The organism is Halogeometricum rufum (assembly GCF_900112175.1).
Taxonomy (GTDB): domain Archaea; phylum Halobacteriota; class Halobacteria; order Halobacteriales; family Haloferacaceae; genus Halogeometricum; species Halogeometricum rufum.
Genome location: NZ_FOYT01000001.1, coordinates 499,097 through 511,706 on the forward strand (window position 1 = coordinate 499,097; position 12,610 = coordinate 511,706).

The window sequence follows — 12,610 nt, forward strand, 5'->3', positions numbered from 1 at the left end:
TATGGGGCTCACTGAGACGCTCGAAGACTACTTCGATGTGCAAGAACACGGGTCGTCCGTCGGGACCGAACTCGTCGCGGGGCTAACGACGTTCCTGACGATGTCCTACATCGTCGTCGTCAACCCGGATATCCTGGCGGCGATTCCGGACGTCAAGCCGGGCATCGCCATCGCGGGCTACTCGCCCGCGGAGGTGCAGTCGATGCTCGCCGTCGTGACCATCCTCGCCGGCGCCGTCGCCACGTTCGTGATGGCCGTCTACGCGAACCGGCCGTTCGCGCAGGCGCCCGGCCTCGGTCTGAACGCCTTCTTCGCCTTCACCGTCGTCGGCGCGTTGGGCGTCCCGTGGCAGACGGCCCTGGCCGCCGTCGTCGTGGAGGGTATCCTGTTCATCGTCCTCACCGTCGTCGGGGCGCGCGAGTACGTCATCAACCTCTTTCCCGAACCGGTGAAGTTCGCCGTCGGGACCGGTATCGGACTGTTCCTCGCCATCATCGGCCTGCAGGCGATGGGACTCGTCGTGGACGACCCCGCGACGCTCATCACGCTCGGGTCCGTCGCGTCGAGTCCGGTCGCCATCCTCTCGGTGGTCGGCCTGTTCGCCACGTTCGTCCTCTACGCCCGCGGGATTCCCGGGTCCATCATCATCGGCATCCTCGGCACCTCCGGGGCGGGGTGGCTCCTGACGACGCTCGGCGTCGTCGCGCCCGACGCCGGACTCGTCGCCGGGTCCGCGAGCACGACGTACGACATCACGCCGCTCGTCGGCGCGTTCGTCTCCGGCCTCGGAAACGTCGAGGCGTTCACGTTCGCGCTCATCGTCTTCACGTTCTTCTTCGTCGACTTCTTCGACACCGCGGGGACGCTCGTCGGCGTCTCACAGGTTGCCGGCTTCCTCGACGACGACGGCAACCTCCCCGACATCGACAGACCGCTGATGGCCGACGCCGTCGGCACCACCGTCGGCGGGATGCTCGGCACCTCGACGGTGACGACGTACATCGAGTCCGCCTCGGGCGTCGAGGAGGGCGGCCGGACGGGGCTGACGGCGCTGACCGTCTCCGCCCTGTTCCTCGTCTCCCTCGCGTTCGTCCCCGTCGCGGCCGCGATTCCGCAGTACGCCTCCCACATCGCGCTGGTCGTCATCGGCGTCGTGATGCTCGGGAACGTCGTCGACATCGACTGGAGCGACATCACGAACACCATCCCCGCCGGGATGACCATCCTCGTGATGCCGTTCACCTACTCCATCGCGTACGGCATCGCCGCCGGCATCGTCTCCTACCCCGTCGTGAAGGCGGCGGCCGGCGAACTCGACGAGGTGCGACTCGGCCACTGGGCGCTCGCAGTCGCCTTCGTCGTCTACTTCTTCGTCCGCACCAGCGGCTTCATCCAGGCGCAGGTCTGAGACGGCGCCGTTGGGACCGCTCGCTGCTCTCGTTCTCCGCTCGCCGCCGCGTCGTGTCTTCGAACTGTCGTCTCCCATCGGTTGACGCCGAGTCACAGCGCCCGTCGGAGACCGCAAGAGATTCACCTCTCAGACGGGTGACCTCAGAGTAGTGATGGATACGCCCTCCCGAAAGACGGCGTTGCGGGTGGTCGCACTCGTCCTCGTCGTCGCGCTCGTGACGCCGGCGGCGGTGTCGGCGGTCACGTACGACTCGAACGACGAAACGACGCTCACCCGCGGGACGGTGACGAGTCCGGCGAACGGGTCCACCATCGTCAGCGTGCAGGGGTACACCTTCCAAGGTAACACGAACCGGAAGAAGCCGGCGCGCCTCATCTCCGTCGGCGAACGCGGGCAGACGCAGTGGGTCCACAACGACTCCGTCGACAAGGGCGCGTGGTTCTTCGACGTGGACCCGATGCCGAACGGCAACCTCCTCGTCTCCTCGCCGCGCGCCGGACAGACCGTCGTCTACGAGTTGAACCCCGAGACGCAGGAACGCGTCTGGCAGAAGCGGTTCAACATCACGGACACGCACGACGTGGACGTGTTGAGCGAGGACGAAATCGTCGTCGCCAACATGCGCGAGTGGAACAGTTCGTCGAAAACAAGCAACGACCGCATCTTCGTCTACAACCGCACCACCGAGGAGGTGACGTGGGAGTGGTACTTCAAGAACCACTACCCGGAGAACACCGACGGCGGGCACAACGCCGACTGGTCGCACGTCAACGACGTCGACCCCATCGGCGACGGGAAACTGATGCTCTCGCCGCGGAACTTCGACCAGGTGGTCGTCGTGGACATGGAGACGAAGAACATCACCTACCGCCTCGGGGAGGACGACGACTACTCGGTGATGAACGAACAGCACAACCCCGACTGGATGCTGAGCGACAACGGGACGCCGACGATAATCGTCGCCGACAGCGGGAACAACCGCATCGTCGAGTACGCCCGCGAGAACGGCGAGTGGGTCCGCACGTGGACGGTCGGCCAGAACACGCTCAACTGGCCGCGCGACGCCGACCGCCTGCCGAACGGCAACACGCTGGTCGTGGACACGCTGAACCACCGCGTCGTCGAAATCACGCCGACCGGCGAAGTCGTCTGGGAGTACTACGCCACCTGGGGTCCCTACGACGCCGAACGCGTCGCCCACGGCGACGAGTCCTCGAACGGACCCACCATCCGCGACATGAACGCCAGCGGGAAGTACGCCATCACCGGGAGCGCGAACCTCACCGCCGGGTCCGGCGAGGGCGTCGGCTTCGCCGGGCGGATGCGCGCGACGTTCTCGGGGACGGTCCTCGAAGAACCGATGAACGAGTTCGCGACGCGGTGGTCGCACGTCACCCCGTGGCTCCGCCCCGTGTGGATGTCCGGGTGGGACTTCGTCTGGGCCATCACCGCCCTCCTGGTCGGACTCGTCTGGGGCGGAACGGAACTCGTCGCCGGGCGACGGCGCATCGTCACGGCGGTGCAGAGTTACCGGCGCGACTGACCCGCACTCGCCGCCGCCGTCGACCCGCGCTGTGCATCTCCGGCGCACGCGACCACCGGACTCTTTATCGGCCGACTCGTAGTCGCCGCCGATGGCGAATCTCACTCTGTACGAAGTGGACGGCTGTCCCTACTGCGCGAAAGTGAAGAACACGCTCTCGGACCTCGGACTGGAGTACGACTCCGTCACGGTCCCGCGGTCGCACGGCGAGCGGACGGAAGTGAAAGAGATCAGCGGACAGACGGGCGTCCCCGTCCTCGTGGACGAAGCACACGACGTCGAGGGGATGCCCGAGAGCGACGACATCGTGGCGTACCTGGAAGAGACGTACGGGAACGCGAGCTAACGTTTTTGGTCCAGCTTTTGGAGCGAGGGCGTCGCCCGAGCGCTCGCGCTCCCCGACGCGCCGGTCAGGCTTCGCCCGGTTCGCCGGCGCGTTCGCGGATGAGGTCCCGAATCACGTCGGGGTCGTCGATGGCGGCGAGTTCGTCACAGCTGACGAGCGCCGTCCCCTCCACGGAGTCGCGCTTCGACTGCTCCTCGGTGAAGTAGACCGACCGCGTGCGCGTCACCTCGCCGAGCGAGGACATGATGCGGGCGCGCTTCTTCGCGCTCCGGGTGAGCGCGGAGTGGCCCGTGAGCATCGGTATCTGGTCCGAGCGTCTGTCGTCGTCCTCGCTGACGGCCTTGAACGGCGCTCGGGCGGTCGGGTGGACGGTGAACCCCGCCCGCGTGAGGATGTGGACGACGTGTTCGTCGTCCGGGTCCGCGTCGGGGTCGTCGGGCGTCGGTTCGGCGTCGCGGACCTCTTCGGCGCCGTCGAGGACGGACACCGGACTGGAGAACGGCTGGTCGAACAGCTCTTCGAGGTGAATCGCGACTTCGATGCTGGCGTTCATGCCGTCCTCGTACTTCGAGACGGTCCGGCGCGAGACGCCGAGTTCGGTCGCCAGTCGGCCGAGACTCCATCCCCGCTCCTGCCGTTCGTCGGCGAGCAAGTCGCCGTCGATGTTGACGTACAGGCCGCCGGGCGCGGCGTAGATGAGCGGCGGTACGTCCTCGATGAACAGGTCCATCGCGGTGTCCGGGTTCATCACCGGGACGCCGTGTCGGAAGTACACCACGCCCGGCTTCAGGTCCTCGTCGCGAGTGCGCAGTCCGACCACGAGCGGCGTCGCCGAGAGGTAGTCGCCGAGACGCCGCATCTCCGCGCCCGTCGCCGCGTCGAACGCGTCGATGTTGCCGAGAACCTTCAGGAGGGTCAGGTCCTCGCCGCGACGGGCGGCGAGGTCGAAGCTCTTGGGCCGGATGGCACAGCGGTCGCTGACGACGAACCCGGCGTCTTCCAGCATCGCTGTGATGTTTCCAACCAGAGCTGACCGAGACATACCGGTAGATAAGCGATTTGGGACATATAGCTGTTTTGGGGCTCTCTCACTCCCCCGTCTCCCGATTAGACTCCGTAGCCACCGACATCGTTATATAGCGCTTGCGCGTCGCGGTAACGACTCGAAAGGGGTTACTCCGCGGGGACGGTACGGGTGGACATGACCGTCGTTGGGCTGGACGACACCGATTCGCGCGAGCGCGGGATGTGCACCACGTACCTCGCGACGCTGGTCGCGGACGCCATCGAGGCGGCCGGCGGCCGCGTCGACCGTCGCCTCCTCGTCCGCCTCAACCCCGCCGTCGAGTACAAGACGCGCGGCAACGCCGCCCTCGCCCTCCACACCGACCTCGACCCCGAAGACGCCCTCGCCCTCGCCGTCGACGAACTCGAACCGTTGGCGGAGACGGACGACCCGCGGACGAGTCCCGGCGTCGTCGTCGCCCCCGGCGACCCCGCGGCGGTGCCGGCCGACGTGTCGTCGTTCACCACCCGCGCGATTCGTTCGCTCGTCGCCACCGACGACGCCGTCGAACTCGCCGAGGCGGCGGGGTACGCCCACCGCGGGTGGGACGGCGGCCGCGGCCGAATCGGGGCGCTCGCGGCCGTCGGCGCGTGGGCCGCCCTCGACGAGTGGACGTACGAGCACATCGCCTACCGCGAGTTCGACCGGTGCGGCACGCCCCGCGACGTGGACCGCGACTCGGTGTTCGACGCGGCGGCCGACCACTACCCGGCGGCGTGGGACACCGTCGACACCGTCGAGGGACAGGCCGTCTGCGTGCCGAACGCGCCCGGTCCGATCCTGCACGGCATCCGCGGCGACGACGCCGACGCGGTGGCGTCGCTGTCGGCCGCCATCGAGTCCGAACCCGTCGAACGGCGCGCGACGTTCCTCACGAACCAGGGGACGGACGTCCACCTCCGCGAGGGGTCGCTGGACGAACTCGAAGCCGACGGCGCGTACCGCGTGGACGGCGTCGTGGCCTCGGACCCGGAGACGAGACGCGGCGGCCACGTCTTCTTCGAACTCGCCCCGCCGGAGGCGAGTGCGGGCGACGGCGATGACACCGCGAGCGACGGTGCCGACGCCGTCACCTGCGCCGCCTTCGAACCGACGAAGCGCTTCCGCGACCGAGTGCGGGCGCTCCGACCGGGCGACGAACTGACCGTCTGCGGCGAGTTCACCGACGGGACGCTGAAACTGGAGAAGTTCGCCGTTCGCTCGCTGAACCGCACCGAACTGGTGACGCCCACCTGCCTCGACTGCGACCGGACGATGGAGAGTGCGGGACGGAATCAGGGCTATCGGTGCCGCGACTGCGGGACGACGGCCCCCGGTAGAGTCGAAGCCGAGGTGGACCGCGACGTCGAACGCGGGTGGTACGAGGTCCCGCCCTGCGCCCGGCGTCACGTGGCCAAACCGCTGATTCGCGGCGGATTCGACGCGACGGTCCACCCCGAGCGGTGACGCCTTCGAGTCGCCGTGGAGCGGTCGGCGGCCGGGACGCCGCGACTATCGGGACGCCACGACCAGTATCTCGGTGTTCGCGCGGCGGTCCACGAACTGGCTCCCGGCGGGCGGTTTCACGTCGACGACGAGCGTTCCGTCCTCCTGATTCGAGCGCAGGTCGGGCGCGAGCGTGACCGTCGCAGTCCCGTCTGGCCCCGTCTCGTTCGTCGCCACGCCGTCGATGTCCGCGGTGCCGTCCTTCACGACGACCGTCGCCCCCTCCACCGGGTCGCCGTCGGGGTCGACGACGAGGAGCGAGACGTCCCGTTCGCCGGCCGTCTCGCCGTCGAGCGTCATCACGTCGGGCGTCGGCTTCACGTCGAGTTCGGTGACGGCGAGTCCCTGCACGCCCGAGAGCATGTTCAGCATCACGCTCATCGTCGCCACGCCCACCACGAGGGCGACGACGAGGCGAATCGGGAGTCCCTCTATCGCGCGGTCGTCTGCGGCGAACCGTCGGAGTTCGTCGAGCATGGCGTGGCTGGTCCCGTCTCGGTATATAAACCTCCGGCCGACGGTTCAAGTCCGAAGGCGCGACCAGACCGCGGCATGGAGATGGACGTTCTCGGCCGACGGACCGACGGCGACGAGTCGACGGACGCGGCGACGCTCTCGAATCGCTCCCGTCCGGTCGCCCGCTTCGGGCACCACCGCGCCCGCGACGGCAGCGACGGCGCACCGGTCGGAATCGACGTCGACGGTCCGCACGCCGCCCTCGTCGTCGGCAAGCGCGGCTACGGGAAGTCCCACACGCTCGGCGTCCTCGCCGAGGGAGTGGGCCGCGCGTCGGGCGTCGCGCCCGTCGTCCTCGACCCCGTGGGCGTCTTCGACGGCCTCGTCGAGTCGGCGGACTTCGACGCCCGCGTCGTCCGCACGCCGACCGTCCGGGCCGACGCGATTCCGCCGTCGGCGTGGCCCGAACTCGTCGGCTGCGACCCGGACTCGCCGGTCGGGTCGATGGTGTGGCGGGCCGCGAGCGAGACGGCGACGCTCGCGGCGATGCGCGCGTTCGCCGAAGTCCCCGCCGAATCCGCGAACGTCGCGCCCGAGACGGTGCGTGCGGTGCAGAACCGCCTCCGCCGGGCGGCGTCGTGGGGCGTCTTCGACCCCGACGGACTGACCGCGACGACGCTGTGCGGTCCGGACGTCACCGTCCTCCACTGCGCCGGACTCGACCCCGCGCCGGCGAACGCCGTCGCCTACGCCGTCGCGCGGACGCTGTACGACGCCCGCGTCCGCGACGCCGTCGCTCGCCTGCCGTGGTTGCTGCTCGACGAGGCGCACGTCTTCTTCGACGGCCTCGCCGCGCCCGCACTCCGGACGATTCTCACGCGGGGGCGCGCGCCGGGCGTGTCGCTCGTCGCGGCGACGCAGCGACCCAGCGCGCTCCCCGACGTGGCCCTCTCGCAGGCCGACCTCCGAGTCGTCCACCGACTCACCGCCGGGCCCGACGTGCGGGCGCTGACCGCCGCCGACCCGACGTACCTCTCGACGGGCGTCGGCGACCGACTCCCCTCCCGACCGGGCGACGCGCTCGTCGTGGACGACACGGCCGAAGCCGCGTACGACGTTCGCGTTCGCGGCCGGGACACGCCGCACGGCGGCGACAGCCCCCGAGCGAGCGACGTCGAGACGGTGGCCGATTCGGCCGGAACCGAAACGGCCGAGTGACCGCGTGAGCGAGGGGGCAGCGATGGAACACAGGTTCGACCCGCTCCTCGTCGCGGCGGGCGGCTTCGTCGGCGCGGTGCTCAGGTACGGCGTCGACGTCGCGGTGCCGGGCGTCGGCGGCACCCTCGCGGTGAACGTCCTCGGCAGTTTCGCGCTCGGTGCGCTTCTCGTCGTCGTCCGACGACACCACGTCCGCCTCCTCCTCGGCACGGGCCTGCTCTCCTCCTTTACGACCTACAGCACGTTCGCCGTCCAGACGGCGGCGCTCGGGCCGCGGTGGGGACTGGTGAACGTCGGCGCGAACTACGCGCTCGGCTTCGCCGCCGCGGTCCTCGGCCTCTCCGTCGGGGGACGGCTCAGATGACCGCTCTCGAACCCTTCGCGGCCCTTCCCGTGCCGGTGCTCGTCGGCCTCGGCGGGACGCTCGGTGCACTCGCCAGGTACGGCGTCGACCGCGCGCTCTCGGGCGGGCGCCGGAGCACCGTCGCGGTGAACGTCCTCGGCAGCGTCGCGCTCGGCGCTCTCGTCGCCTCGCCGACCTCCGCGGCGGCGGTGGCGGTGTTCGGCACGGGGTTTTGCGGCGCGTTCACCACCTTCTCCTCGTTCGCCGTGAGCGTCGCCGAGGACGCGACAGACGGGGAACGAGGGCGGGCGGTACGGTACGCGCTCGGGACGCTCCTCGCCGCGCTTCTCGGCGTCGCCGTCGGCGGCGGACTGGTCGAACTGGTGTGACCGCTCCGGGAACGACGCCTCGCCGAAGGAAGTAGAGTCACAGGACGCCCGGAGCGGGATTTGAACCCGGCACAGACGTTCCGGGGTGCTCGCTTCGCTGCGCTCCCGGGCGTGCGACTGCTGGTGTTCAAATCCCTTCGTAGTACATTTCGACGCTCACGGATACCGATCACACGCTACGCGGTGCTCGGAGAGTAGTTCGCGTCAGAAACGCCCGGAGCGGGATTTGAACCCGCGTCACGACCGTGACAGGGTCGTATGATGGGCCACTACACCATCCGGGCACGCAGAGAGCTAGCGCCCGGAGCGGGATTTGAACCCGCGTCACGACCGTGACAGGGTCGTATGATGGGCCACTACACCATCCGGGCTTGCTCTACTCCTCCGTAACGCGGTTCACTAATTAAGACTTATCATCTGGAACCCGCGTGGTAGCGACTCCCGCGTCACTCGCCCCCGCCGGCTGACCGGATGGGAACCTCGTCTCTCGGCGACACGTGCCGACGTACGAGGCGTCTCCCGATGCTGCGCGAGCGAGTTCACGACCTGCAGTCGCCGGAAGGCATTTATCCGATTCTTGCGTTGTTCACGGCAACGCGAGTGCTGGGGGTACTCGTGACGAAGAGCGGCGCTTCTCGAACCCAGTTGGCAAGCGTTAAATGGGTCGCTTCCGAATTAGCCTGTAGTATCTCGTGAGAACTTCTTCCCCCACCCATACATGGTAGACGTAAGCCAACACAAGCTCGTTCCAGAGCACATCCTCCTCGAGGAAGAGGAGGTACAGGAGATGCTGGACGAGTACGACGTCAAGCGCACGAACCTTCCGAAGATCAAGCGAACCGACCCGGCGGCGCCCGACGACGCGGAACTGGGCGACGTCGTCAAAATCGTCCGTGACTCCCGGACCACGGACACAGCGGTCACATACCGACTGGTGATCGAATGAACCGACAGGACCGACGCGCGGTATCACGACAGTACTTCTCACAGGAACGGCTCGCAGAACACCACTTCCGTTCGTTCAACAACTTCCTCGAACGGGGCATGCAGGAGGTCGTCAGCGAGAAGGCGACCATCGACACGGACATCGGCGACAAGGAGGGCGAGGAACCCGTCTTCGTCGAACTCGGTGACATCCGCGTCGAGACCCCCCGCGTCCGCGAGGCTGACGGCTCCGAGGAACTCCTGTTCCCGCAGGAGGCCCGCCTGCGCAACATCACCTACGCCGCCCCCGTGTTCATGGAGATGTCCATCGTCCGCGGCGGCGAGGAGGAGGAAGAGGTCGTCGTCGACACGACCGAGACCAAGGTGGGTCGGATGCCCATCATGGTCGGCTCCACGAAGTGCAACATCGCGGGGCTCACCGACGAGGAACTCGTCGAAATCGGCGAGGACCCCGTCGACCCCGGCGGCTACTTCATCGTCAACGGCTCCGAGCGGGTGCTGATGACCTCCGAGGACCTGGCGCCGAACAAGATTCTCGCCGAGTACGACACGAAGTACGGCGACGAGATTCAGGTGGCGAAGACGTTCTCTCAGCGCCGCGGCTACCGAGCGCTCGTCCTCTGTGAACGGAACCGCGAGGGCATCCTCGAGGTGTCGTTCCCCTCGGTCTCCGGCAGCGTCGAGTTCGTCACGCTCGTGCGCGCACTCGGGTTGGAGTCCGACGAGGAGATCGTCCACCGCGTCTCCGACGACCCCGAAATCGTCAAGTACATGCTGGAGAACCTCGAGGAAGCCGAGGTTCAGACCGAAGCCGAGGCCATCGAGAGCCTCGGCAAGCGCGTCGCCAGCGGGCAGGGCAAGAACTACCAGCTGAAACGCGCGAACTACGTCATCGACCGCTACCTCCTCCCGCACCTCCACGAGGACGGCGTCGAGGAGGAGGACGTCCGCATCAACAAGGCGTTCTACCTCTGCCGGATGGCCGAGGCGTGTTTCGAACTCGCGCTGGAACGCCGCGACTCCGACGACAAGGACCACTACGCCAACAAGCGCCTGAAGGTGTCCGGCGACCTGATGAAGGACCTGTTCCGGACGGCGCTGAACAAGCTGGCCCGCGACGTGAAGTACCAGCTCGAACGCGCGAACATGCGTAACCGGCAACTGACGGTCAACACCGTCGTCCGTTCGGACGTGCTGACCGAACGGCTCGAACACCCCATCGCCACCGGGAACTGGGTCGGCGGACGCTCGGGCGTCTCCCAACTCGTCGACCGGACCGACTACATGGGCGTGCTGTCCCACCTGCGCCGTCTCCGCAGTCCGCTCTCGCGGAGTCAGCCGCACTTCGAGGCCCGCGACCTGCACGCGACCCAGTGGGGTCGCATCTGCCCCTCCGAGACGCCGGAGGGACCGAACTGCGGGCTCGTGAAGAACTTCGCGCAGGCGATGGAGCTGTCGCAGAACATCGAGGACGAACAGGGACTCAAACGAGAACTGGCGTCGATGGGCGTCGAAGGCATCCCCGGCATCGAGGGCCCCGACCCCACGAACACGCCCGCGGACGACTAAACAATGGCTCAGACTCAGCAACGCGAAGCGAAGGTGTACGTCAACGGAAGTCTGGTCGGGACGCACCCTGACCCCGAACAGCTCGCCGAACAGATCCGGGAGGCGCGTCGCCGCGGCGACGTGAGCGCGATGGTGAACGTCTCCGTCAAGGAGCGCACCCGCGAGGTCATCATCAACGCCGACGCGGGCCGCGCCCGCCGCCCCCTCATCGTCGTCGAGGACGGCGAACCGCTCCTCTCCGACGAGGAGATTTCGGCCGTCAAGAACGACGAACTCGACTTCGAGGACCTCATCGACCGCGGGTACATCGAGTTCATCGACGCCGAGGAGGAGGAGGACATCTACGTCGCCGTCGACGAGGACGACCTGAACGAGGACCACACGCACCTCGAAATCGACCCGCAACTCATCTTCGGCATCGGCGCCGGGATGATTCCGTACCCCGAGCACAACGCGTCGCCGCGCATCACCATGGGCGCGGGGATGATGAAGCAGTCGCTCGGCCTGCCGTCGGCGAACTACCGCATCCGCCCCGACACGCGTCAGCACCTCCTGCACTACCCGCAGTTGTCGATGGTGAAGACGCAGACGACCGAACAGATCGGCTTCGACGAGCGCCCGGCGGCGCAGAACTTCACCGTCGCCGTGATGTCCTACGAGGGGTTCAACATCGAGGACGCACTCGTCATGAACAAGGGGTCCGTGGACCGCGCGATGGCGCGGTCGCACTTCTTCCGCACCTACGAGGGTGAGGAACGCCGCTACCCCGGCGGACAGGAGGACCGCTTCGAGGTCCCGAGTCAGGACGTGCGCGGTGCGCGCGGGGAAGACGCGTACACCCACCTCGACGAGGACGGCCTGGTCAACCCCGAGACGGTTGTCGACGAGAACTCCGTCCTCCTCGGCAAGACGTCGCCGCCCCGGTTCCTCGAAGAGCCCGACGACATGGGCGGGCTCTCGCCGCAGAAGCGCCGCGAGACGTCCGTCACGATGCGCTCGGGCGAGAACGGCGTCGTGGACACGGTGACGCTGATGGAGGGCGAAGACGGCTCAAAACTGGCGAAGGTGTCCGTCCGCGACCAGCGCATCCCCGAACTCGGGGACAAGTTCGCGTCCCGACACGGCCAGAAGGGCGTCGTCGGCCACCTGGCGCCGCAGGAGGACATGCCGTTCACCTCGGACGGCGTGGTGCCGGACCTCGTCCTCAACCCGCACGCCCTGCCGTCGCGCATGACGGTCGGCCACGTGCTGGAGATGCTCGGCGGGAAGGTCGGTGCGCTCGAAGGCCGCCGCGTGGACGGCACCGCCTTCCAGGGCGAAGACGAGGAGGAACTCCGGAGCGCGCTGGAGGAGCACGGCTTCAAGTCCTCCGGGAAGGAGGTCATGTACTCCGGCGTCACCGGCGAGAAGATCGAGGCCGAGATATTCGTCGGCATCATCTTCTACCACAAGCTGTACCACATGGTGAGCAACAAGCTGCACGCCCGTTCGCGCGGGCCGGTGCAGGTGCTCACCCGCCAACCGACCGAGGGTCGCGCCCGCGAGGGTGGGCTCCGCCTCGGGGAGATGGAGCGCGACACCGTCATCGGGCACGGCGCCGCGATGGTCCTGCAGGAACGCCTGCTCGACTCCTCCGACAAGGAGGAGGTGTACGTCTCCGCGGACACCGGGATGGTCGCCGTCGAGGACCGCGACCAGCGCCGCATCTACGACCCGGTCACCGGCGACGAGGACAACATCCACGAGATTGAGATCAGCTACGCGTTCAAACTGCTGTTGGACGAGATGATCGCACTCGGCATCCGACCGCGCCTGAACCTCGACGACGCAGTCTAACAC

12 protein-coding genes and 2 tRNA genes are annotated in these 12,610 nt (G+C 67.9%); 10 read left to right on the plus strand and 4 right to left on the minus strand.

All coding sequences use genetic code 11. The annotated features are described in order from the left end of the window. The first annotated feature begins 1 nt into the window (after nucleotide 1). From BM310_RS02565 to BM310_RS02575, 3 genes are all read left to right on the plus strand, one after another. Complete coding sequence (locus tag BM310_RS02565; RefSeq protein WP_089804327.1) at nucleotides 2-1,408, plus strand: NCS2 family permease; 1,407 nt, start codon at nucleotides 2-4, stop codon at nucleotides 1,406-1,408. Between the two features lie 154 nt (nucleotides 1,409-1,562). Then, nucleotides 1,563-2,954: an aryl-sulfate sulfotransferase gene (locus BM310_RS02570; protein WP_177232514.1), complete on the plus strand. Its 1,392-nt coding sequence runs from the start codon at nucleotides 1,563-1,565 to the stop codon at nucleotides 2,952-2,954. A 91-nt stretch (nucleotides 2,955-3,045) separates the two neighbouring features. After that, nucleotides 3,046-3,300, plus strand: coding sequence for a glutaredoxin family protein (locus BM310_RS02575; protein WP_089804329.1), 255 nt, complete (start codon nucleotides 3,046-3,048; stop codon nucleotides 3,298-3,300). Between the two features lie 64 nt (nucleotides 3,301-3,364). On the opposite strand, the gene BM310_RS02580 is transcribed toward BM310_RS02575, so the two are convergent. After that, nucleotides 3,365-4,342: a transcriptional regulator gene (locus tag BM310_RS02580; protein ID WP_089804331.1), complete on the minus strand. Its 978-nt coding sequence runs from the start codon at nucleotides 4,340-4,342 to the stop codon at nucleotides 3,365-3,367. 159 nt (nucleotides 4,343-4,501) lie between these two features. Here BM310_RS02580 and BM310_RS02585 point away from each other — a divergent pair, with 159 nt between their 5' ends. Then, nucleotides 4,502-5,812, plus strand: coding sequence for a tRNA(Ile)(2)-agmatinylcytidine synthase (locus BM310_RS02585; protein WP_089804334.1), 1,311 nt, complete (start codon nucleotides 4,502-4,504; stop codon nucleotides 5,810-5,812). Nucleotides 5,813-5,857: 45 nt separating this feature from the next. Here the strand turns inward: BM310_RS02585 and BM310_RS02590 are convergent, their stop codons facing one another. After that, nucleotides 5,858-6,328 (minus strand): DUF7382 domain-containing protein, encoded by a 471-nt coding sequence (locus tag BM310_RS02590; protein ID WP_089804336.1) that lies wholly within the window; start codon nucleotides 6,326-6,328, stop codon nucleotides 5,858-5,860. 81 nt (nucleotides 6,329-6,409) lie between these two features. Here BM310_RS02590 and BM310_RS02595 point away from each other — a divergent pair, with 81 nt between their 5' ends. Genes BM310_RS02595 through BM310_RS02605 form a run of 3 tightly spaced genes read left to right on the plus strand, consistent with a single transcriptional unit; the run spans nucleotide 6,410 to nucleotide 8,257 of the window. Continuing rightward, a complete protein-coding gene (locus BM310_RS02595) occupies nucleotides 6,410-7,525 on the plus strand; it encodes an ATP-binding protein (protein ID WP_177232578.1) in 1,116 nt (371 codons plus the stop codon). Between the two features lie 22 nt (nucleotides 7,526-7,547). Beyond that, nucleotides 7,548-7,889, plus strand: a complete 342-nt coding sequence (locus BM310_RS02600) for a fluoride efflux transporter FluC (RefSeq protein WP_089806969.1) — start codon at nucleotides 7,548-7,550, stop codon at nucleotides 7,887-7,889. Further along, entirely contained in the window at nucleotides 7,886-8,257 is a 372-nt protein-coding gene (locus BM310_RS02605) for a fluoride efflux transporter FluC (protein WP_089804339.1), read from the plus strand. Before BM310_RS02600 ends, BM310_RS02605 begins: the two co-directional genes overlap by 4 nt. A 211-nt stretch (nucleotides 8,258-8,468) precedes the next feature. On the opposite strand, the gene BM310_RS02615 is transcribed toward BM310_RS02605, so the two are convergent. Together BM310_RS02615 and BM310_RS02620 are read right to left on the minus strand one after the other, a co-directional pair. After that, a tRNA-Asp gene (locus tag BM310_RS02615) sits at nucleotides 8,469-8,541 on the minus strand. A 14-nt stretch (nucleotides 8,542-8,555) separates the two neighbouring features. Then, nucleotides 8,556-8,628 (minus strand) — tRNA-Asp (locus BM310_RS02620). A gap of 347 nt (nucleotides 8,629-8,975) precedes the next feature. On the opposite strand from BM310_RS02620, the gene BM310_RS02625 reads away from it, so the two are divergent. The 3 genes from BM310_RS02625 to rpoB are packed head-to-tail and all read left to right on the plus strand — an operon-like array spanning nucleotide 8,976 to nucleotide 12,607. Further along, nucleotides 8,976-9,203 carry a DNA-directed RNA polymerase subunit H gene (locus BM310_RS02625; RefSeq protein WP_089804341.1) on the plus strand — a complete coding sequence of 76 codons (228 nt, stop codon included), beginning with the start codon at nucleotides 8,976-8,978 and terminating at the stop codon, nucleotides 9,201-9,203. Further along, nucleotides 9,200-10,771: a DNA-directed RNA polymerase subunit B'' gene (locus BM310_RS02630; protein ID WP_089804342.1), complete on the plus strand. Its 1,572-nt coding sequence runs from the start codon at nucleotides 9,200-9,202 to the stop codon at nucleotides 10,769-10,771. Before BM310_RS02625 ends, BM310_RS02630 begins: the two co-directional genes overlap by 4 nt. A 3-nt stretch (nucleotides 10,772-10,774) precedes the next feature. Then, complete coding sequence (gene rpoB / locus BM310_RS02635) at nucleotides 10,775-12,607, plus strand: DNA-directed RNA polymerase subunit B (RefSeq protein ID WP_089804345.1); 1,833 nt, start codon at nucleotides 10,775-10,777, stop codon at nucleotides 12,605-12,607. The last annotated feature ends 3 nt before the right edge of the window (nucleotides 12,608-12,610 follow it).